14 protein-coding genes and 2 pseudogenes are annotated in these 23,781 nt (G+C 43.5%); 4 read left to right on the forward strand and 12 right to left on the reverse strand.

Annotated elements, in window-relative coordinates:
* Window positions 1-46: 46 nt before the first annotated feature.
* Both FH971_RS09975 and FH971_RS09980 read right to left on the reverse strand, forming a co-directional pair.
* Entirely contained in the window at window positions 47-2,605 is a 2,559-nt protein-coding gene (locus tag FH971_RS09975) for an excinuclease ABC subunit UvrA (protein WP_140234197.1), read from the reverse strand.
* 459 nt (window positions 2,606-3,064) lie between these two features.
* Window positions 3,065-3,667 (reverse strand): annotated as a pseudogene (locus FH971_RS09980) (transposase); the annotation flags it as partial.
* A gap of 77 nt (window positions 3,668-3,744) precedes the next feature.
* On the opposite strand from FH971_RS09980, the pseudogene FH971_RS09985 reads away from it, so the two are divergent.
* Window positions 3,745-3,952 (forward strand): annotated as a pseudogene (locus FH971_RS09985) (IS110 family transposase); the annotation flags it as partial.
* A gap of 155 nt (window positions 3,953-4,107) precedes the next feature.
* Here FH971_RS09985 and FH971_RS09990 read toward each other — a convergent pair.
* Together FH971_RS09990 and FH971_RS09995 are read right to left on the reverse strand one after the other, a co-directional pair.
* On the reverse strand, window positions 4,108-4,377 hold the full coding sequence (locus tag FH971_RS09990) for a hypothetical protein (protein WP_140234198.1): 270 nt from the start codon (window positions 4,375-4,377) through the stop codon (window positions 4,108-4,110).
* Between the two features lie 451 nt (window positions 4,378-4,828).
* Entirely contained in the window at window positions 4,829-6,523 is a 1,695-nt protein-coding gene (locus FH971_RS09995) for a thiamine pyrophosphate-dependent enzyme (RefSeq protein WP_140234199.1), read from the reverse strand.
* 457 nt (window positions 6,524-6,980) lie between these two features.
* On the opposite strand from FH971_RS09995, the gene FH971_RS10000 reads away from it, so the two are divergent.
* Both FH971_RS10000 and FH971_RS10005 read left to right on the forward strand, forming a co-directional pair.
* Complete coding sequence (locus FH971_RS10000) at window positions 6,981-7,175, forward strand: YgaP family membrane protein (RefSeq protein WP_140234200.1); 195 nt, start codon at window positions 6,981-6,983, stop codon at window positions 7,173-7,175.
* Between the two features lie 245 nt (window positions 7,176-7,420).
* On the forward strand, window positions 7,421-8,416 hold the full coding sequence (locus tag FH971_RS10005) for a patatin-like phospholipase family protein (protein WP_140234201.1): 996 nt from the start codon (window positions 7,421-7,423) through the stop codon (window positions 8,414-8,416).
* 196 nt (window positions 8,417-8,612) lie between these two features.
* Here the strand turns inward: FH971_RS10005 and nhaA are convergent, their stop codons facing one another.
* The 7 genes from nhaA to FH971_RS10040 form a co-directional block, all read right to left on the reverse strand.
* Window positions 8,613-9,959: a Na+/H+ antiporter NhaA gene (nhaA, locus tag FH971_RS10010; protein ID WP_140234202.1), complete on the reverse strand. Its 1,347-nt coding sequence runs from the start codon at window positions 9,957-9,959 to the stop codon at window positions 8,613-8,615.
* A 579-nt stretch (window positions 9,960-10,538) separates the two neighbouring features.
* Window positions 10,539-10,787, reverse strand: a complete 249-nt coding sequence (locus tag FH971_RS10015) for a DUF2171 domain-containing protein (RefSeq protein WP_123777483.1) — start codon at window positions 10,785-10,787, stop codon at window positions 10,539-10,541.
* A gap of 310 nt (window positions 10,788-11,097) precedes the next feature.
* The gene (locus FH971_RS10020; RefSeq protein ID WP_140234203.1) at window positions 11,098-14,169 is read right to left on the reverse strand and encodes an efflux RND transporter permease subunit; all 3,072 of its coding nucleotides are present in this window, start codon (window positions 14,167-14,169) and stop codon (window positions 11,098-11,100) included.
* Window positions 14,170-14,171: 2 nt separating this feature from the next.
* Entirely contained in the window at window positions 14,172-15,278 is a 1,107-nt protein-coding gene (locus FH971_RS10025) for an efflux RND transporter periplasmic adaptor subunit (RefSeq protein ID WP_140234204.1), read from the reverse strand.
* A gap of 96 nt (window positions 15,279-15,374) precedes the next feature.
* Complete coding sequence (locus FH971_RS10030) at window positions 15,375-15,845, reverse strand: Dps family protein (protein ID WP_140234205.1); 471 nt, start codon at window positions 15,843-15,845, stop codon at window positions 15,375-15,377.
* Between the two features lie 677 nt (window positions 15,846-16,522).
* Window positions 16,523-20,356, reverse strand: a complete 3,834-nt coding sequence (gene putA, locus FH971_RS10035) for a bifunctional proline dehydrogenase/L-glutamate gamma-semialdehyde dehydrogenase PutA (protein WP_140234206.1) — start codon at window positions 20,354-20,356, stop codon at window positions 16,523-16,525.
* Window positions 20,357-20,871: 515 nt separating this feature from the next.
* Entirely contained in the window at window positions 20,872-21,330 is a 459-nt protein-coding gene (locus tag FH971_RS10040; RefSeq protein WP_101088299.1) for a hypothetical protein, read from the reverse strand.
* Between the two features lie 837 nt (window positions 21,331-22,167).
* Here FH971_RS10040 and FH971_RS10045 point away from each other — a divergent pair.
* Window positions 22,168-22,929 carry a spermidine synthase gene (locus tag FH971_RS10045; RefSeq protein WP_140234207.1) on the forward strand — a complete coding sequence of 254 codons (762 nt, stop codon included), beginning with the start codon at window positions 22,168-22,170 and terminating at the stop codon, window positions 22,927-22,929.
* A 44-nt stretch (window positions 22,930-22,973) separates the two neighbouring features.
* Here the strand turns inward: FH971_RS10045 and FH971_RS10050 are convergent, their stop codons facing one another.
* Window positions 22,974-23,642, reverse strand: coding sequence for a glutathione S-transferase (locus tag FH971_RS10050; protein WP_420853472.1), 669 nt, complete (start codon window positions 23,640-23,642; stop codon window positions 22,974-22,976).
* Between the last annotated feature and the right edge of the window lie 139 nt (window positions 23,643-23,781).

Raw genomic sequence — 23,781 nt, forward strand, 5'->3', positions numbered from 1 at the left:
AGCTTTATTATTGCGCGACCCCTAGTTTGCCACGACAGGCAGTCGCTCAGGTGGTAGAGATGCACTGGGCCAAGTAAGGCGCCGTTCGGCTCGCCGGGTGGGCGGCCACAGCATGGGGCGTGCCAGCGACCACTATACCGCCTCCCTTGTCACCGCCTTCAGGGCCGATATCAATAACCCAGTCGGCGGCGGCAACCACGTCCATGTCGTGTTCGACCACGATCACGGTATTGCCGGCATCGACAAGCCGGTTGAGCTGGGCGAGCAGCAATAGCACGTCGGCAGGATGCAGCCCTGTTGTGGGCTCGTCGAGAATGTACAGCGTATGGCCGCGGCGTGCCCGCTGCAGCTCGGTCGCGAGCTTGATGCGTTGCGCCTCTCCTCCGGAAAGCTCGGTGGCGGGTTGGCCGAGTCGTAGGTAGCCGAGCCCCACCTCACTAAGGGTTTTAAGGCTGCGCAATGCCGAGGGTACATCGGCGAGAAACACCATTGCCGCATCCACTGTAAGCCCAAGCACCTCGGCTATATTCTTGTTACAGTATGTCACCTCGAGGGTCTCAGGGTTGTACCGCGTGCCACCGCAGTCGGGACAGGGCGAGTAACTGCCAGGTAAAAAAAGCAGACCGACCGCCACAAATCCCTCGCCAAGGCAGGTCTCGCAGCGGCCACCCGGCACGTTGAACGAGAACCGGCTAGCGCCGAACTTTCGGCTCCGAGCCTCGGGGGTCGCGGCGAATGTGGTGCGCACGGCATCGAACAGGCCTGTATAGGTGGCGAGGTTGGACCGCGGTGTGCGACCGATTGGTTTCTGGTCAACGCGCACCAGTCGATCGATCAGATCCGCGCCGTTGATCGCTTCAACCGTGGTGATTTCGACGGGTTTAGGCTCGGGTTGTTCATCCTTATCCCCGGCCACCGAGGCTGTGGATGCGTTCCCGTCACTGGGATCCAGATCAGGATGAAGGTGCAGGCCAACAGTCTCGGCAAGCACCTGGCTCACTAGAGTGGACTTGCCTGAGCCCGATACACCCGTGACCGCGGTCAGTATGCCGAGCGGAAACTCAGCGTCGAGTCCGCGTAGGTTATGGCGGGTGATACCCGTCAGGCCAAGCCAACCGAGCGGTTGTCGCAGCTCGCGTGCAGCCGGGACTGGACGCTCGCTTGCAAAGAGAAATTTTCGCGTGATCGAGGCAGGTACATCTTTGAGTCCAGCCGTAGGTCCACTGTAGAGGACCACTCCGCCCTGCTCTCCCGCATGCGGGCCGACGTCGATGACCCAGTCGGCACGGCGTACCACGTCCATATTGTGTTCCACGATAAAAACTGAGTTACCACTAGATTTGAGCTCGTCGAGTACGGCTAGGAGCGGCTCGGCATCGGCCGGGTGAAGCCCAGCGGAAGGCTCGTCGAGTACGTAGATTACGCCAAAAAGCCCAGAGCGCAGCTGGGTGGCTATGCGCAGCCGCTGCATTTCACCAGGAGAGAGCGTGGGTGTTGCGCGGCCTAGACTTAGGTATCCGAGGCCGAGATCGAGCAACACGTCGAGGCGGCGAGTGAGATCCTTGGTGATAGTCGCTCCCGGGGTATTGGCGGCCGCCGGACGGTCAAGCACGTGGCGAAGCTCGGTGAGCGACAAGCTGTTGAGCTCGGCTATGGTGCGGCCGTTAAAGGTAACGGCGAGTGCTTCGCTGCGCAGTCCGCTGCCCGCGCATATTAAGCATGGTCCAGATTCAACATATTTCAGTACACGGTTACGCACCGAAGCGCTTTTTGAATCGGCGAGCGTGTGCATCACATAACTCTGCGCGCTCCAGAACTTCCCCTTGTAAGGCCGGGGCCGTTCTCGCTCCGGCATGATGTCGACAACGGGTTGTTCCTCGGTGAACAAGATCCAATCGCGATCGGCGCGGGACAGCTGTTCCCAAGGTATGTCCACATCATGGCCGAGCGCAGTGAGGATGTCGCGCAAGTTCTTACCCTGCCACGCCCCAGGCCAAGCCGTAACGGCGCCTTCGCGAATGCTCAGTGAAGGGTCGAGCACCAGCGATGCCTCGGTGACTGTGTGCGCGGTTCCGAGTCCCTGGCATTTAGGGCAAGCGCCCATGGCGGTGTTGGGTGAAAAGGAGTCCGACTCGAGACGCAAAGCTCCATCAGGGTAAATACCTGTACGGGAATAAAGCATCCGCAGAGAATTCGAGAGAGTGGTGACTGTGCCTACACTTGAGCGTGAGTTGGGTGTACCTCGGCGCTGCTGGAGTGCGACGGCTGGCGGCAATCCAGTAATTTCGTCCACCTGAGGCGTATGACCTTGCTGGATCAGACGCCGGGCGTACGGCGCGACGGACTCGAAGAAACGTCGCTGGGCCTCAGCGAAAATGGTGCCAAAAGCGAGCGAGGATTTGCCAGAGCCGGACACCCCTGTGAAAGCAACTATCGAGTCCCGGGGTAGATCCACGTCAACGTTCTGCAGGTTATTCTCTCGGGCGCCGCGCACGCGCACAAACCCCGCGGGTATGGAGTGTGAAACTGATGTTGGTGTTGGGGTGTGGCTACTGAAAGTGTCAACTGGCAAATCAAGGTTGCCACTATTCTTTGCTTTATTCATGCTTAAAGACCCCTTAGGTTAATTCTTGTCTAGATGTGCAGGTATGATGGGACGTGCAGAATATGATTGCTTCTACTGGCACTAATGCGGAATTCTCAGCCTATGTTGCCATTTATTTCATGGCACAATAATAACAATAATCAAGCCATATAAGGTCTAGTTTACTCAGTCTGGGTAAACAGAGTTCATGGTATGTTCTTAACCAAGAGCTTGAGATCACTATCTCCATCAAAATATTCCAATTAAAATATGCCACCCATTTTTAAGGTAACACATAACGCCTTTCGTTTTTGAGTTGCCAACACCTGCTATGATTTTCTAAACATACAGATTCAACCGAGTGATTTGAAAAATGTTTACTCAATAGCCACAAAATGACTCATTAGTTAAAACCAAGGCAACAGAAAAGCTTGATATCAATCAAGTAGAAAATAGTTTGTGGGATTCAGAAGTGATTGTTTACGCACACAACCAGCGCGGGCAATTTGCAGCGCCTTGTCGTCCTTTTCGGTCTAAATGCTCACAATATTCGGATAAGGCAGGCAAAGCGCCTACTGCTCCTTTAAATAATGCGCCAAACTCTGTGGTGATTTTAAGCCAATTTTCTTCGGGGATGTCTAATCTATTAAGGATGTCTTGGCTGCTTGAGCTAATGGCTCCACGCTTATCTTCTCGAATAATCCGACCTGTATCCTCAACCAGCACGATGTAGTTTTTCACACTGAACATTAACCCATTAGGCATATTGAGTCTTTCATTACCCACAAACGGTATTAGTTCTGTTGGTTGCTCGCCATTCATTGCTGAATTTATACGTCGTTGAATACTGGTGTAATCTGAGGTATCAGGGATTGCGGCCATTTTAGCTCTGACTGGATTTAAATCCACATAAGCCATACAGGCTAATACTGCGGCTTCATCAAGTAGTGCTTGTGACTTAAAGCGCCCTTCCCAGAAGCGACCTGTACACTTATCTTCTTTGTTAGTCATTCTGGCTATTGGCTCACTGAGTGAACGCATAAACCAGCTGATATCTATTAAGCGTTTACGGTACCCAACAATGCATTCATCAACTGTTTGGCGTTCCAATTGGTTAAGTTGAGTGTTTAATATTTAGCCATTAGCCATGTTAGCCATTAGGAGGTCGGCATCAAGTGAGAACGGTTTTTATACATGGCCATGATGTCAGCGATACAATCTAACCCTGTTTTTAAAGAGACTTAAAAAGCGGTTAGTTGCGGCAGGAAAACCAAAGAAAGTGGCTATTATTGCCTGCTTAGAAAGATGGTTGTGATCTTAAATTCGATGTTAAGAGATGGTGTTTTATGGGCAGCGCCAAAAGCATAAAATTAACTATTGACGCCATAGTCTCTTGTTAGTTGCGATTAGGAGATCTAAACAGGCTCCAACACTACTCATCGAAGATGCAAATCAAACATCTTACTTAGCCCCCTATAATGTCACTTATCGGGATAAACAAAACAGGAATTTATGAGTTGTTATTAATCTTCCATCCAATCCATATTCGGTAGTGCATTCAAATGCTGGCCATAACGTATTTCGTTAAAAGAGGACCCATTTTTCATGACATCGAAAACTTCGATAGCCAACGCGCAAGCCATCATTTGAATAGCTTCTTCACGCGGTGTACCTGTCATGACTAAGCGCATCAAGGTTTCTTTTACCTTTTTGGGTTCACCGTCGGCGATTTGATTTTCGACTACTTCGATTAGTGTTTCTTCGGTCATGTAACTGTCTTGCTGCTTATCCATTATAACTACTCTGTTAAATATTTAACGTCATTATGCCGCAAGCATGGTGCAAGCAATAGATTAAACTCAGAATTATTCGAGTGTTGCAGGCAATAACGTAACGTTAAGGTAGAGTAAGATTTATCTGTGTTGATAATCTGATTGGATATTGTACGCTGAAACGAATTTTTTTGAGCTGACAATATCATCGACTAACACTTAAATGAGCACAAATGGGTTAAGCCCTTAACCCATTTGTGGACATAAACGTTTTAGCGTTACCAACTAAATGTAGACTCAAAATATGAGAAAATGTATCCCTAACGTCTAACGGTCTAACCAACATTTCTTAACCATTTCAAGATTCACCTATTTCGGCATATTCACCTTGAGGATGATATATTTCTACTAGCCTGCACAACTCATAAACTGAGGTAATAGCATTTCGGAATCGTTCCCACATGTTTTTAAATCAGTCATTTGAATTTAAAAACTCCTTAGCTTTAGCAATCGAATAATTTACCGCTTGAGCCAATTCGAGCTTTGGCGGCATGACGAGTTCATTAGGATCGATATGGACATCGATCACACAGGCATTTTTGCTAGCAAATGCTTCTCCCAACGCTTTTACTAGCAGCTCAGGGCGATCTACACTCCAACCTTCACCACCGCATAAGCGAGCAAACTCTGAAAAGTCTGGATTTTTTAATGCTGTTTTATAATTAGGGTAACCGCTGCTTTCTTGCTCTAGTTGAATTAACCCTAGCTTGGCGTTATTAAAAATAATAACCTTTATGGGTAATGTTAGATTGACTGCAGTAATAAACTCTTGCATTAACATGCTAAAACCACCGTCACCAATAAGGACTACCACCTGCCGATCAGGAAATTTCAATTGCGCGCCTATCGCACCAGCCATGCTAAATGCCATTGTGGCCAAGTTGCCTGAGAGGGTAAATAATTGTTGTGCAGTAACGGGTAAATGTCGTGCTACCCATGCGGTCACTGTACCCGTATCACAAAGAAAAATGGCATCTTTGTTCGCAAGCTCGCCGACGGTTCGAGCCAGGCACTGGGGTTTTATTGGCATATCTTGCGAGTTTTCTGCTTCGCTTTGCTCTTCTGACCAACTCCTTTTCTGACGCCGACATTCAGTAAGAAAGTTGTCGTTTTCTTTTTGAGGTAAATCAACGATTAATTGGTCTAGTACTTCACTTACATCTCCGACTATCGATACATCCACAGGGCAACGTCGACCAATATGTCGAATTTCTTTATCCACCTGAATAACTTTGGCTTTTCCTGGATAATATTCTTTGTAGGGAAAATCAGTCCCCAGCATCACAAGTAAATCACAATTATTCATTGCATCAACAGATGGCCGCGTACCAAGTAGGCCAAGCCCTCCTAAGGAATATTCATGCTCATCCGGAAGTAGTACTTTGGCTTTTAGTGTTCTGATAAGTGGGGAGTTGCTTTTTTTCAACAAAGTAAGTAACTGTTGACGTGCTGGTATAGCCCCAACACCCGCTAGAACAACAATTTTCTCAGCTTGCTCAATTAAGCTAATTGCACTGTTTAATGCTGATGCTAAAGGTTTAGTTGGTCCCGTTTCAGCGCCCGCTATTGGATGGCCCGTAATGTCAGCTTCAACTTGCTCAGTGGCAACATCAGCAGGCAGTGCAATATGAGCAACCCCTTTTTCAATCAGCGCGCTATTACACGCTTGCTGAATAATCTCGGGAACACGATCTGAGGCAAATAAGGTTTGATTAAACACAGCCACATCAGAAAACAGAGCTGATGAATTAATTTCTTGATGCGAGTGATTACCGATTTCACTGCGTGGTAACTGTCCGGTTATTGCAAGAATGGGAGCATGGTCGAGCTTAGCGTCATACAGACCATTGAGCAAATGTATGGCCCCACCTCCAGCAGTACCAACACAAACGGCAAGTTTACCGGTTAATTTTGCTTGGGCTGATGCAGCGAATGCCCCGCTTTCTTCATGGCGAACTTGTATAAATTCGATTTCTCCATGGCGGCGTATGGCGTCCATCAAATCATTAATAGCATCCCCTGGAATGCCAAAGACATGACGTACACCGTATTGATAAATCGTCTCTACGATATGATCGACCACTTTGCGTTTTTTTATTGCAGCCATAAATGTCGCTCTCCGTTTAAAATAAGCTTCACGAAATACACTTAATTAAGCAAAATTAATAGGTTACTGAATTTAATAGCATTTTATTAATGGTTAACTATTTATTTAAGATCCAATAACACATCATACTGTGCTATGAACTTTGACTCTGTGCGTCACCGTACCCTCTGGCTTTTGCTTTCTCACGAATGTTGACAAGTTAAATACAATTGACCGTTTTTTAAAGTAACGTTATCTCAAATGATAAACCCTAGCAGAAAATAATTTAGCCTATTCGCCATGTCATTCGATTTAACCATTCCTGAAAATTATCTCGCGTGCGCTGGCGAACAGACGCCGGGAACAGTTACGATTTATTCTAATGGACATCTAATCGATTCGCGTAAGGCTGGAACGATATTAGATCTTATCTGTAACTTAGCAGAGTGGCCCAGTGACTCGACAAAGGAGAAATACGATGAAGACGAATGAAGGTATGCTCGATCGCACGCTCCGCGTTACCGCCGGGCTAGTTCTTATTGGACTTGCTGCCACCGACACAATTGGCATATGGGGCTATATTGGCGTTGTGCCGCTGCTTACAGGAGCGGTGGGTTTGTGTCCTCTATACTCGCTCCTAGGCATAAACTCCTGTTCAGTGAGTAAGCGCTGAATCGGATCCACAGCGAATGCCCTGCTATCGTGAAATACCATGTAAAAATCCTAACAGGACTCGCGTTCATGGTACGACTCTTCCGTTCGTCTTTTCGCAAGGTTAAGTTCTGTTCGCGCGGTTAAGATTAGTGAACTCGGAACTGTACTGCTTAAACACACGAGGTCATTGTTACTGCCAACAGATATCTAATCGCAAGTTCTACGAAGTTATTTTATTCAGCATTTTTTATAAAAAGGCCTGCTATGAAAGTCATTGCATCACCCCCCCAGATTAATCCTTGTGAAGAGTCATGTGTTAAAATGGCACTTATTGCAGAAGGTGGTGGGCAACGAGGAATATTCACAGCCGGTGTATTAGATGCGTGGTTAGAGAATGATTTTGATCCTTTCGATTTATTTATAGGGGCGTCTGCAGGATCACAAAATATTACAAGCTTTTTATCTCGCCAGAAAGGTTATGCCAAGAGATTAATTGGTGAATTAACACGTCGGAATAACTTTTACAAACTAGGCCGTGGATTAGCAGGTGGCAATGTTGTTGATTTGGATTGGTACTTTGATAAAACCATTCAAGGTAGCTTTGCCTTGGACTTGACGACAGCAAATAAATCATTGGGTCAACGAGAATTTTTGATCAGCGCAACGAATTCACGCGATAGACAAGGCTATTTCTTAAGCCCAAACGGTCATACAAGTCACTGGCGTCAATTGCTTAAAGCCTCGAGTGCATTTCCTTTTTTGTATAAACAAGGGGTTAAGCTCGCACCTAGACAGGCCGTTAGCTCAAAAAATAAGGCCAAAGCAAGTGTTGATACTGACATCTACCTTGACGGTGGACTTGCTGAGCCTTTACCTGTGCGAGAATCTTATCACCGTGGAGCTAAAAAAATTGTGGTTATTCGAACTGTGAATGCTGACGTTCATACTCAGGCTGCTTGGGTACGTAAACTTAAGTCATGGATTTACGTGTCTGGGTATTGCCCAAAAATGATTGATTATTTAGTGCAGCATGAGCAAGCTTATCAAAAAGAACTCGCCTTTATCACTAACCCTCCTGAAGATGTCGAAATTATTCAAATTTTTGCGGAAGATAATCTTCAAAGTAAATTGTTAGGGAGTACTGATATGGATTTACAACATGATTATCGTGCCGGTATCACTGCGGGTAATGCTTTTTTGGAGACCCAAAAAACGTTTTATGCTGTAAACATTTTGCATAATCTGAGCATAATAAAATAAATTTATACCCGTTCTGTTAATCAGTAGAATAAATATTAATAGGCAATAAAAAACATTTTTTAATGCCTACAAAACAGATATATTAAACTAAAAATTTATAACCAGTTCAAGCACCACATAATCCTCTTTTATTAACGTAAACGATGATGCAATATCGGTAACATTTATGTTAACCGACTTATGATGTCTCATTGAGTCATTTTTTTCGTTTGTTTGTACCAATGAATCTAAGATATAACGCACCAAAAAATGCAGAAATAACCGACGCGACCAAAATGGATGTTTTTGCGTTATGGAGATGTTCAGGTTGCCCGTCAAACCCCAGTGTCGCAATAAATGTGGACATGGTGAAGCCTATCCCAGCTATTAGTGAAGCACCAATGATGTGTTGAATATTAACTCCCTTGGGTAATCTGCCTATTTTGTAGTGCAGGGCCAGCCAGCACGCTCCAGAAATGCCAATGAATTTGCCTACAACAAGGCCAGAAATAATCCCTAATCCAACTGGGTATTGGAGGCTGTCGATAAACGAACTAAAACTAAACACTACGCCAGCATTAGTCAACGCAAACAGCGGTAAGATGAAGAGTGCTACAGGTAAATGCAGTACATCTTCCCAACGACGCAGGGGAGTCCCAGCATGTTCTGCTAAATCGCGCACTTCCAATACCTGTTTATGATCCTCCTGACTACCAAGAACGTCCACCTCTTCAATTTCTTGCTGAAGGGAGCTGATTGTCGTTTTCGCCTTATCAAGCGATTGTGCCGACGCCAACTTCGGCCGTGCTGGCACCGTCAATGCTATTGCAACGCCAGCAACAGTGGCATGAACGCCAGACATGAGCATCATCCACCAGGTTGCAATACCGATGATAATATAGAAAAGTGGCTGTCTTACGCCTGCGTAGTTAGCTACTGCCAAGAAAGTTATAAGTGAACATGCGCTAAAAAGATAGATTACTGATATTTCCTGGGTATAAAATAGTGCAATAACAAGTATCGCCCCAACATCATCAACGATGGCGAGTCCAACAATGAAAGCCAAAAGACTGGCAGGTATGTATTTTCGTACAATGGTAAGCACGCCTAGCGCAAATGCGGTATCGGTTGCCATTGGGATCCCCCAACCGATCTGTGAATCAAGGCCCCAATTGAACAAGGTATAGATCGTAGCTGGTATAATCATTCCGCCTATGGCACAAACAATCAACATGCGCCTATTTTCCGGTTTAGCCAGGTCTCCAGCTAACACCTCTCGTTTGATTTCGAGTCCAAGCAATAAAAAAAATATCACCATTAAACCATCATTAATAATGTGTTTGAGTGAAGATCGTAACTCAACATCACCCAAAAATATTCCAATTGGAGTGTGCACAAGATCTAAGTATGTAGAAGAATAGACTGAGTTTGCCCACCATAGGGCTAAAATTGTAGATAACAGAAGAAACAGACTGGAGGTAGTCTGAGCTCGAATAAAACCGGAAAATGGTTCGTGCATATATTCCAAACCACGCTGCAATATATTTTTAGATTCGCTTGCCATATTAATCACCTGTCATCATCTCGCCTAAGAAGTATATTTATCTTCAGAGTAGAAAATATTTTTAGGGTTTAAGAGTTCGAACAAATACTATAAATTGCGTTTGTTCGATTATTTTATAACTACTTTATTGAACAAAAACGCTTTACGGAAAATAAAACTGCAAGACCCTGAACTCATAGAGCCCGCATACATGAAAAATGCGTTATGGAGCCAAGCTACATTGCTGTAAACGTAGGGGCTGCGCCTATCAATACTGTAAACAGCATATTGAGCAGTAAAATAGACCACATTAAACCGTGTTGCGGTTTTCGCTATGCTTCTTGGCCATTAAGGACGGGGCATGTCGTCGCGGAGATCAGCCATTATCATGTAGGTTGCTGAATGCGAAACTCATTAGGCAAGTCTCCTGCTATTTTGAACGGCGCGAAAGCTAAAACTTGAACACTGTTTTTGATCTCTATCATTTTCACGTGAATTCTTGGAGAAAAGTAAAGGCGGGAAATAAAAACCGTGCTTCCCGCTCAAGTCTTAAGATGGCATGAGTAGAATGCCATCTTTGTTTAGTGGTACAACAAGACTTTAGTGTCCTGTACCCGTTGGCGGAGTTTGAGACCATTCCTGCATAGCTTGGTCTCCTGGACGATCAACTTTAACTTTATCGCCCTCAGTTGAGGTTACCCAGCTTAATGGAATGTAATGGTGTTGACCGCTCTTGTCTTTTTTAAGCTTGAGGGTATCAGTGCCCTCCATATGATCTACAGTAGCAAATTGACCATCTTCGGAGCAGACAACAGGCATATCAGGTTTAATTTGGTTGGTTTGAATCATAGTTTTCCCTCAGAGCTCAGTACAAGCCCTTCTATTTATAAATGAGCAATCAGTCATCTGACAAACTTCAGAAAGCGGAATTGTCTTTGACTTTAACTGAAATTATTGGTTACTTAATGTTCCCAATCGCACAGTAAAATCATACCCATAAAACTAAATGCAGTCTGTTCGGCAACGAACAGACTGCATTTTCAAGTCCTCTTTTACAATGTTTTCAATCAATAAGATTAGCCAAATCTTGGGTGACTGCGCCAATCAATCAAAACTGAACGCTACTAAAATATGAGTACGACAATCACATGTTCGTTGTTTAAGTCGGAGTTTGATCAGCGGTATTACCCTGCCCCTCAAGCTCTGAAGTATCAATCTTCTTCGCCAGGACGATATAAAAAGCAGGCAACACATACATAGTTAACAAAGTACCGATACCTAGCCCTGTAGCAATGGTTATACCAATCGCAAAGCGCGACTGTGCTCCGGGGCCCGCTGCAATTAACAACGGGATCATGGCGACGATAAGTGCCAGCGAAGTCATGATAATAGGGCGAAGTCGAATCGCTGCGGCTTCGATTACCGCGTCGCGCTTGTTGCGTCCTCTTTTCTGAAGTGTGTTGGCAAATTCCACGATAAGAATACCGTTCTTCGCGACCACGCCAATCAATGTTATCAGACCAACCTGTGTGTAGATGTTCATCGACGCAAAACCAAGCATAATGAAGGCCATTGCCCCTGCAATTGACATCGGCACCGATATTAAAATGATAAATGGATCACGCCAGCTCTCAAATTGCGCAGCAAGCACCAGATAGATAACGAGTAGCGATAAAAAGATGGTCACGATTAACGCACTGCCAGAATTTTCGAACTGTCTAGACTCGCCCTTAAAATCATAGCTGAACCCCCGAGGTAGGATATCGACCGCCTTGGTTTTCATGAAACTGATGGCATCTCCCATCGACACTGATGGCGCTGGAATACCTTCGATCGTGACCGAATTCAGCTGATTGAATTGTGTTCTGGATGAGGGTTCTACATCATGCTCGAAGCTAACGACCGAGCCGAGCGGAACTAAATCGCCAGAGTCGGCGCGGATGAAATAATCGTTGAGCGCCGTTGCTGTTTGTCGCGCGTAGCGCTCAACCTGGGGAATAACTTCATACGAGCGCCCCTCCATGTTGAAACGACTAATAAACCCGCCGCCAAGCATACCGCCAAGCGCCTGACCAATTTCCTGCATCGACAAACCGAGATCGGCTACGCGTTCGCGGTCGACCTTTACTCGGGTGACGGGCTTATCGATGTCGATCGATTTCTGCACGAATGTGAAGTTGCCGCTCTGCATCGCAGCCCCTACGAATTCATCAGCTATCTGATCGAGTTGAGTAAAATCACTGCCCGAAGTTAGTACAAACTGAAAGGGTAGACCGCCACTTGAGCCAGGCAAGGATGGAATTGGGAATAAGGCTGTTTTCAAACCAGTAATCCCTGCCACAGAAGCCTGCAGTTGAGGCATGATATCAAACTGCGATATATCCCGTTCGCTCCAAGGCTTCATTTTGAAACCGCCAAACACCGCATTTGGACTCGTCATACCAACCAGCATGAACGTCTCGTCGTAGCCTGGTACCTGCTCGAAGGCTGTCTGCATTTCTGTGCCATACTTCTGCAAGTATTCGAGTGTGGCTGTCTGCGGTCCTTTACCCTGAAACAGAATGATGCCACGGTCCTCAGTCGGTGCAAGCTCTTTCTGGCTTAGCATCATCATGAAAAAAATCGACACAAGTACGACTAGCGCAAACATGATTACAGGTGAGACGGCCTTGACCATGATAGCCAGCGAGCGCTGATAAGTATTGGCGAGTCGGTCGAACAAACTTTCAATTGCACTCTCGAAGCGGGTCGACTGTCCATGTGGTTTGAGAACCTTACTGGCCAGCATAGGCGATAACGTCAAGGCAATGATGCCTGAAATGACGACGGCACCAGCAAGCGTGAAAGCAAACTCGGTAAAAAGCGAACCAACCAGCCCACCCATGAAACCAATAGGCGCGTAGACTGCAACCAAGGTTATCGTCATGGCGATAACTGGATTCGCCATTTCTCGAGCACCGATCAACGCCGCTTCCTTCTTTGATTTACCATCAACGATATGCCGGTGTATGTTCTCGACAATGATGATAGCATCGTCGACAACCAAGCCTATAGCCAGCACAAGTGAGAGCAGCGTCAGCAAATTGAGCGAGAAACCCAGCACAAGCATGATGAAAGCTCCACCGATGAGCGAGAGCGGTACAGCTATTGAGGGAATGATTGCCGCTCGCAGAGATCCTAGGCATAGAAATACGATGACAAGAACGATACCCACAGCCTCGATAAGCGTCTTGATCACCTCATTAATTGAATCATCAATAAATTCTGATGCATCATAGGGGAGTTCGACCTGCAGATCCGAGGGCAGCTGAGACTTTATATCCGGCAGGAGTTCTTTAACACGTTCTGCCACAGACAGTGGATTAGAACCCGGAGATAGATTAATGGCTACGTAAGTTGAAGGTTTACCCTTATAGAGTGCTATGTTCTCGTAGGTCTGTGACCCGAGCTCTACCCTGGCGATATCCTTGAGACGAACGACAGTATCTTCGGTCGATTTAATTATCAGATTCTCGAACTGTTTGGTGTTTGCAACGTCAGTATTAGTAGTGAGATTGATCTTGATGAATTCATCTTTGGTTTGCCCAACTGCAGAAATATAGTTGTTCTGACGCAGGGTTTGAGCAATATCTGTCGAGGTGAGATTAACCGCTGCAAGTCTTTGAGGATCGAGCCAGACTCTCAGCGCAAAGCTACGCCCCAGCAGCTCGGCCTTGGCTACACCGGATAGGGCTTGTAGTTTTGGCTGTACTTCTCGGGCAAGATAATCCGTGATCTGTGGAACTTGCATGGTATCGCTGAAGAAGGCGATGTACATGAGCGCGCGACCTTCTCCCGTCGTCGAGTTGATAACAGGGTCCTGAGCCTCGTCAGGTAACTCGTTACGCTGACTGGCAACTTTAGATTGAATCTCCGCGAGTGCGTCATTAGCATCGTAGTTGAGTTCCATCTGCGCTTCGATAGTTGAAAAACCTTGTATGCTCGATGAACTCAGAAAGTCTATGCCTTTTGCTTCGGCAATAGCCTGCTGCAAAGGTTGGGTAATGAATCCCTGGATCAATTCACTGCTGGCGCCTGGATATGCAGTAGTAACGGTGACTTTAGTGTTTTCCAATACAGGGTATTCGCGGATCTCCATCTCCATAATAGAGCGAATCCCAACCAGTAATATTAGTAGACTAACAACAATGGACAGAACTGGCCGTTGTATAAAAATGTCTGTAAAACGCATGTTTATTTAACTCCTGTACTGTCTGCAATCTTGTCATTTTGCTTTATTTTCACTCGCTGACCAGCCCTCAAGCGCAGCAAACCAGAGGCAATGATACGTTCACCGGGTTCTAGCCCTTTGTTAATTTCAGTCATGCCCTCCCGTGTAACGCCTGTTTCCAATGTCCGCTGCTCAGTCACCAGCTGGCCTTTTTCATTTTTAGTTAATGCATAGGCGAAATCGCCGTAGGTGTTGAACGACAGGGCTATGTTTGGAATTGCAATGACCTGCCTTTCACCCTCTGCCATGGTTCTAATGGTAGCGAACATACCCGGTTTGAGGCTTTGTTGGGGGTTTAGAAGTTGGGCGCGCAGCTTAACTGTGCGTGTCTCTGGCGTGATAGAGCTATTAATTGCGGTAATTGTTCCCTTGAATACCTCTGAGCCAGTTGCCGCCACAGTGACTTCAACGAGATCACCAATATCGACGCTGGCCAGTTCCTGTTCAGACAGAGTATATTCGACCAGAATTGGATTTAGCATATTGATTTCAACGACAGGTGTACCCACAGATAAGTTTTCACCTATATCCGCTAGACGCAGTCCTAGTATGCCGTCGAAGGGAGCCGTGAGTATTTTTTTACCAAACTGGGCCTCGGCTTCTTTTACTCGTGCTCTGGCTACATCCAGCGCAGCCTTTGTTTCATCTAAGGCGAACTGTGACACAGCCCGTTTGGAAATCAAGTCTGAGTTATGTTGAAATGCTTTCGAAGCAAGCTGTGCCTCAGCTAGACGTGTTGTAAGAGCGGCTTGCTCTATATCGCTGTTTAGGCGGATCAGGATATCGCCTTTTTTGACGGATTGACCCGATTTGAACAAAATTTTTGTCACTACACCGGGCAATTCATTGGCTATCATGACGCCGTTGATAGCTCTGATGCCACCGATTGATTGGATACTCGGTTGCCAAGATACTCTAGCGACCTCTGTAGTTTTAACGACGGTTGCGGGGCGTGGCTGAGAGAATTTGGCCTGCATTTGGTTAATTTGATAGAACTTGTAGCCGAAGATGCTGCCGATGACGACAAGGAGCAGAACGATAGCAATTGCGAAGCGTGAGAAAGTGCCCATTCAATCTGTATCCTTTTTAGTTAATATATAATAAGTAAATAACGTTAATAATCTGCCCATTTAATTTCAAAAACTTGGTAGTTTGAAACGCTCAATCTACTTATTTGAAGCTCTCAACATCCACGATGTTTTTTCATGTATTCGCATTCGATCAGATACAAGAGATACCGTTGATTCGTCGTCTGATTGATGGGCCACTTTTAAAACATCACGAGCGGTCTGTATAATTTTTTCGTGACCAACGAGTAATACTGCCATCATTTCCGTTGCATGCGGGACACCATCTACCTCATGGATTGAACTTAACTTGGAAAATTCTTTATAAGTGCCTGGCGCAGCAACATCGAGAGTTCGAACACGTTCAGCTATATCGTCTACAGCAATGGCCAATTCCATATACTGCTCTTCAAACATCAAGTGCAGCTCCCTAAACCTCACCCCTGTCACATTCCAGTGAAAGTTATGCGTCTGTAAATAAAGCGTATAAGTATCGGCTAATAACTTTTTTAACCCTTCAGCGATTTCGCTTCTATCTTTTTTATCAATGCCAATATTAATGTTGCTCATATTAAATTTCCTTTTAGTTTATTAATGGATATATTCATACTGATTTTTCTGAATGCTGACTTTAAAAAATTTAAAAATCCAGCTAGCACTTATTCCTTACATGTATTAATTTTTATATTGTATAGCGTAGGTGATTGATCGTTGTCCCAGTAATAAAGCTCAACGTCGTTCCTTAAACCAAGACGAAATGACATGGTCGAGTATTAATATTCTTTACTGAAATAAAAGCAGAGTAAGAAAAGTATTTTCCCGTAACACCAAGCAACACTTTACTCCATTACGGACTTAAGCTCTGTGCGATATCGAACCAACAATAATGCCTAGTGGATTAACATGAGGAATGGGGATATTGAATAAAGATTTATTAATCGCAATAAGAATAGATTCATCACCGTAACCTACTGCGAATAGACCTTAACTGGGTGGTCGCTTAATCCTGTTGGCTGAGTAGTTAAACTCATTAAATCAGGCTTAATTTTTTGCCAAAATGAAATGTAAAAACAATATAAACCCCATCAAGTTAGGTTCGCACCGAAAGTATTATCTGTTGTCACTCATTAGTACTTTTATCAGTTGTGACAAATAAACCTAAACATTAGGAGAATAAATCATCAACTTTTCAGTTGATGATTTATAAATATTTTGAATTTTTGTTTAAACATAACATTCAAAAATAGTTAGTTCTCTTCATCTAAAGTCATCAGCGACGTGTTACCACCAGATGCGGTAGTATCAATGCTAACGGCTTTTTCTGTTAATAAACGTTGAATGAGATTATCAAAATATTCTGAACTGATCATTGGTAAAATTGCCCCTTGACGTTCGGCTAATCTGTCACTGATATAATTTTTTCGGCCACAATGACTATCAACAACGACTCCTGATAACGCAGGATGCGCCAACAAAGTGGTTAAATGACATAAGCGGGTAATTTGAAAAACATTCTCATCTGCGCCTGTTGTAACGAACTTATCTCTAATGGCTAACGCTTGATCATAAAATAAATCAGAAACGACCGAGATAACGGTATTTCCGGTTGTCAAAGCCGTTACAATTGAGAGTATCCAAAAGTGAAAAGTCACATTTTCATCAGCAAAGCAGATGATATTACCGCGATTTTCCAAATAGAGTATATTAGACTCACCTGTTGGACCTGGAAGCGTTGTTGGCTTTTGCAGATGTTTTTCAACACACACTAATTGTGAATTAGCCGCTGTCAAAGTACTATTTAAGTCATCGGCTAAATCATCAACAATATCGATATCAGCCATTTCGGCTAACATTTGACTCACAAAAGAAATACGCTGATCTAACTCGGTCAAGCGCCAGGTTTTTTCTGCTATATCCGCCCTATCCATCATTAATTCTGCTTCTGCTTTCGATCTCGAATCGCTCACTAAAGCATCAACTTGCGATGGTAATAAGTTAAATTTATCGGCATCGGGAGTGGCTTTCTCTTTCACTAGACGTGTTAAATAATATGGCCCACCCGCTTTTGGCCCTGTACCTGAAAGACCACGCCCCCCAAAAGGTTGCACCCCCACAATAGCGCCAATCATATTGCGATTTACATATACATTACCTGCACGGGATAGTGTCGCCAAATGAAAAGCTCGCTGTTCAATCCGCGTATGAATACCCATCGTTAAACCGAAACCGGTGCCATTAATATCATCAATGACTTTTTTTATTTCATCGCCTTTAAAACGAATAATATGAACACAGGGACCAAATACTTCATGCTTGAGCACACTAATATTGTCTATTTCATAAAGTCGCGGCGCAAAAAAGAAATGTTCGTTTTCTGCTATTTCATTTGTCTCATTAGATATCGCGCATTGGTACAATAATTGACCATGAGTTTTCATATAGTCGCTGTGAGCATTGAGTGAATCTAGCGCTTTTTGATCAATGACGGGACCTACATCAGTGCTGAGTTTTTCTGGATTACCCACATGTAATTCTGCTAATGCGCCTTTAAGCATTGTAATAACAGTATCAGCAATATCTTCTTGCAAAAATAATACCCTGAGCGCAGAACAACGCTGACCTGCAGACTGAAATCCTGAAGAAATAACATCATCAACCACTTGCTCAGGCAAAGCTGTGGAGTCAACTATCATACAGTTTTGACCGCCTGTTTCAGCAATAAAAGGGACTTTTGCGCCGTCTCTATCAGCCAAAGTTTGCGAAATAATAGTCGCTGTTTTAATCGAACCCGTAAAAATAACCGTTTGAATATGTGCATTAGGAATAATAATACTTCCCACTTCACTGCCCTTGGCAATAACCGCTTGTACAACGCCATGAGGTAATCCAGCAGACGTCATTAGTTCAATAGCGCGTAATGCAATTAAACTTGTTTGCTCGGCTGATTTTGCCAGCACCGTATTACCAGTAGAAATGGCAGCAGTCACTTGCCCTATAAATATCGCTAACGGGAAGTTCCAAGGGCTGATACATAACACCACACCACGAGCTTCTAAACGATCATCTTCTGCAAGTACTATCGCTTGTTGTGCATAATAGCGACAAAAATCAACAGCCTCTCTGACTTCATCAATACCATCCTGAGTCGTTTTTCCCGCTTCTTTGATGCATAAGGCAATTAACTCGTCCATATGATGTTCGAGAATATCGGCGATACTGCATAATAAGGCTGCGCGTTCAGATACAGGCTTTTGTGACCATGAGGTAAATGTAGTTTGAGCTGTATCGATCATCGCGAGCATGTCATCTTTGCTATGATGTCGCTGGAAACCAATGATTTCACTTTGCTTTGCTGGGTTTCTAATGGCTACAGCCCCCTCTGGCGTATCACTTTCAGAAAACTGGTTATTTTCAACCCAGTTATCTAGTGATGTTTTTAGCGGGGTTACCATATTTATGTCGGTTAAATCTAAGCCCTTGGAATTATCACGACCAACACCATTTTCATCATGGTACAACGCAATAGGTTTGATAATCTGGCCGTTATATTTGTCTTTTAAGCGATGCATTTTTTTAACGGGGTCTTCAAGTAAAGATTCGACCGGTTGAGACTCATCAATAATGGCATTAACAAAAGAAGAATTAGCGCCATTCTCTAACAAACGACGGACTAAATAGGCTAGTAGCTCTTTATGAGGACCAACCGGTGCGTAGACGCGACATTGAACATTTTCACTGGCAACAACTTGATCATATAAAGAACCACCCATGCCATATAGACATTGAAATTCAAAACTTGTTTTGTCATTGCCCGCCAGTTCAAGAATAGTCGTCACTGTGTAAGCATTATGTGTCGCAAACTGTGGATAGAGAGTATCTCTATATTCTAATAATTTTTTTGCACAGGCGAGGTAAGAAACATCAGTGGAAGCCTTGCGAGTGAATACCGGAAAATGTTCATAACCACCTTTTTGAGTGTTTTTAATCTGAGTATCCCAATAAGCACCTTTAACTAAACGCACCATCATTTTTCGGCCAACACGAACGGTTAACTCATGCAACCAATCAATGATAAAAATAGCCCGTTTTTGATAAGCTTGCAGAGCCATCGAAAAGCCATTCCAACCCGCTAATTCGTCATCACTAAATACCGCCTCAATAACATCAAGGGACAAATCTAATCGCTCAGATTCTTCCGCATCAACCGTTAAACCAATATTGTATTTTTTAGCTTGCAAACAAAGCGCTTTAAGTTTGGGAACAGCTTCAGTCATTACCCGTTGTCTTTGCGCAAATTCGTAACGAGGGTGAATAGCAGAAAGCTTAACTGAGATACCAGGAACTCTACGAGGATCGTTCTTACCTGAGGCGAGTGAAACCGCGCCAATAGCATCTATGGCAACTTGATAAGCTTTAAAATATTTATCAGCATCACCCATGGTGCGCGCACCCTCACCTAACATATCGTAAGAATATACGAAGCCTTGCCGATCTTGTTTGGTAGCATGCTCTGTTGCAGCTTGAATTGTTTCACCCATAACAAACTGCTCACCCATAATTTGCATGGCATAGTTCATTGCTTTACGAATGACAGGCTCACCTAAACGACCAATAATCTTTTTCAATAAATCAAAACTATCTTTTTCGCGTTCATCAGCATAATCAACCATTGTGCCGGTCACTAATAACCCCCACGATGAGGCATTAACGAACAGTGAATCACTGCTGCCCAAATGACTTCGCCACTCACCTTGAGAAATTTTGTCGCTAATGAGGGCATCTTGAGTGTGCTTATCTGGTACACGCAATAAGGCCTCAGCCAAACACATCAACACCACACCTTCTTCACTGGATAATGTATATTCTGCGAGTAAGGCATCTACAGCACCGTTACCTGATTCGTCTCTACGTATTTTTAGTGATATTTTACGTGCTTTTTCCCACGCTCTACTGGCAGCTTCATCGTTAACGTCTGCTAACGGTAAAATATGCTCTACCGCAACACTTTCATCAATACGATAGAACTCGCGAATTTTCTGACGAATAGGAGAGTCCGTAATGTTCGAATTATTAAAAAGCATGTGCTTCACCTCAGCATGAATAAATTGTATTTTGCAATGATTGGAGACATTTGATATCTAAGTGATACCCAAGATTTGATAACTAACGAGTAAATTGTACTGCTCTTTAGTTTTAGACTCTGTGCGTTAGCGTACTTTCTATAAAACACGGTTAACAGAGGTTCCAACTCTTAACGTTAACTCATACTTTCAAAACCTTATCAGGCTATATGTCGTTGATAAACTATCGTTTGGTTTTGCCAATATCGCTGAGTTTAAGTGGAGTGTTACCTACGTTGAGGTAATACAACCCATAAATTCGGCCTAGATTTGTTGAAAGGTTGCATTATCTATATATGGCTTGATATGAATTGGCCGTTGTTACTAACTTTATGCGTTATTTTGGTGGCTAAAATAACGCATAAAGTTAGTCATTAAAAAGGCTCTGCTTGCCAGAGGAGTGCATTCTGAAAAGTTTCTAGTACTAAATCACTCAGTATGACGCTATGTGATTTTTTGTTTGTGAGGCATTTATGCTACAAATCGTCAATTTGTTTCATGTTACGTGCCAGTAATCGCCCCTCGGCCTCTTGAACTGACAATATATTATCAAGAAATTCAGTCACCGAAGGTGCACAGCTGCATTTTTGCAGATACTCAAATAGTCCGACGATATTTTTGTGATATTCAAGAGTGACAATTGCTATTTCATCCGTATCCATCTTCTCAAACGGATGCTCACCTTCAGTGTGAATAGAAATAGTGAATTTTTCGTAGTAATGCCGGCTATACGTGTTGAGTGCACTGCTATTACCATTATCTTCAAACTTTTTCATTACCTGCGCCATTTTTTTTTCGTGCTCTGAAATGTACTTAAGCAGCAAACCAACTCTTACACTATCGCTTTTTTGTGCACAATTGGCTGCAAAATAATGCAGTTCTTGGTGCATGTTTTTAGTCCATTGCATAACATCGTGAAGTGTTTCTATTTGCATATTATCCTCAAAATTAAAGCTTTTAGGTCACTCTGGGTGGAAAGTGAATCGCCTGCCTAGCATAAAAATAAAACAATGGTGAAAAAATATCACCATCTGCGGATTGAATTTCAATCGCTTTTAACTCATTTTGTCTATGCAACATTATGTATTTACTACATAATTAAAAATTAGCAACCAGGATTTAAATCATGATGTTGATGGTCATAATACGTGTATTTTACTTTTCACTCTGTTCGTTGCCGCACTGAACTTGACATAAATATCTGTCTAATCAAGATATTTACAAACCTTACTGAGAAGAAGTATGACCAACATAAGGCAATTAGAATTATCGGCTCATCGTGGCGATATCATCAAAGAGGTCAACAAACTCATTGAAAAATATCGTGCGATTTTTAGATAGAACGTACCTGAAATAGATGAACGCTGGGCAGAAAAATGCTTATAGAAAGACGTTGTGTTGCACTCTGATAATGACGCTCCCATGAAGGGCCTGACGGTGCGAGCTAAGATGTATCGTAGACCATTGGATCCGACGTCGCGTTCATATCTGCCAATGGCGTCAGTAGTGAAAACGACGAACTAAGGTACAGAATTTATTCAAATGTGATGTCAAGATCTAAACTGCTGTGGCTTGTGGGATTACAAGTAAAGGTCCTTGGCAAAGCACGAAAACACCAGGAATAAAGCAAGCACTGAGTATCGAGTATCTTAAGAATGATCTTCCTCCTAAATCTGTAGACACTTTTTGTTTATGAGTGACTTTCCTTCAGCAATTTCCCGTTATAATGCCCTACCCGTTATCGACATCATTTTAAGAGATATAAAAATACTATGGATATCAAAGGAACTTGTATCTCATCAATAGTAGATGAGCACGGCCCAATTTATGTTTACCAAACAAAGAACAGCCGCATTCTAAGCTTTGATGGCAAAATCTATCAGAGTTGCATGAAAACCAATGACATTAATGGATTACATTTGGGTTATACCCAGGCGATGATGGCGGCCTTTCTGTTTATATCCAAAGTAGAAACTGCCACCGTTATGGGTTTAGGTGCCGGCTCCATGGTAAAAAATCTGCTCAGTAGTTTTGCTGATTTGAAAGTACACGCGGTTGAATACCGTGAAGCGGTGGTAAATACCGCAAAAGAATATTTTTACTTACCCGATACTGACCGCTTGTTTATTCATATCGACGATGCCGCTAACTACATTAACAAGACCAAAACTCAAAGCGACATTATTTTTTCAGATCTTTACAGCGCACAAGGCATGGAACCAAAACAAGTACAAACGTCCTATTTGCGGGATTGTAAAAATGCACTAACCGAACAAGGTGTCTTAGTGCTGAATATCTGGCATACGTCTGATGTGTTGCGCGCCGAATTAGATGAATTATTAGCACAAGAATTTGAACATCGCTTATTGAGTTTTGAAGTAGCCAGTGGCAACCGGATTGTACTCGCGTTCAAAAATGACATTCCCTTAATAGAAGAACAACAACTATTAACTAATGCCAAATTACTATCAACGAAAATGAACATTCCGATGGAACGTTATGCTCAATTAGTTTTAGATACACACGTCTTATAAAGCCTACTCTTACTGATTGTCAAAGTTAGATATGCTACCCAAGCCTATAGGCCTGCTCCGAATACAACTTCTTGTGTTGAGTCTAACCACATTGGATTTTGCGACATAACTTTACTGAACATTCGACTTTGTAAATAGCGATTAAGCCACTGACGTAAATTGGGATAGGGAGATTGTAAGTACCATTGCCGCTCTACCCTAGCAAATTGACGAATGTAAGGCATTAACGCCAAATCGGTTAAGCTAGGTTTGTCGGACATTAAATATTGGTGTAAACATAGTCGCGATTCTAGATCCGTCAGATAATGCTCACACTGCTGCCTATCTTGTATTAGTGATGGTTCATGATAACGTTTTGAGCTGCGATATTTCTCTAAATGCCCCTTAAATTCATTATCGAATATTGTAATAACCGCCAACATATCTGCCAAAGAGTTTGGCATCGATTTATCTATATAGTCATCTGGGTCAGTTTGCGAAAAAGCCCATTGCATTATTGATAAGCTTTCATCAATCACTAACCCATCTGCAGTGATTAACACCGGTACGGTACCTTTAGCTGATGCGCTAAGCATCTCGGGAGGTTTATTACTCAATACAATGTCACGCAGTTGTACTTGTTGACCCGAAGCATAAATGGCTAACCTGGCCCGCATTGCGTAGGGGCAGTTCCTTAAAGAATACAGCACAGGTAATGGCATTATTGCTTCCATTTAGGTTGGTTCACTCGATTATTTAATACTAATATAGGCATAATTGACACAACATTACTTCATCATCTACGAAACTGCATATTGTTATTGACAATGGCAATATCAAAACACGTTAATAAACAAAACTTAAAATTATATA

Source organism: Shewanella polaris (assembly GCF_006385555.1).
Classification (GTDB): Bacteria; Pseudomonadota; Gammaproteobacteria; order Enterobacterales; family Shewanellaceae; genus Shewanella; species Shewanella polaris.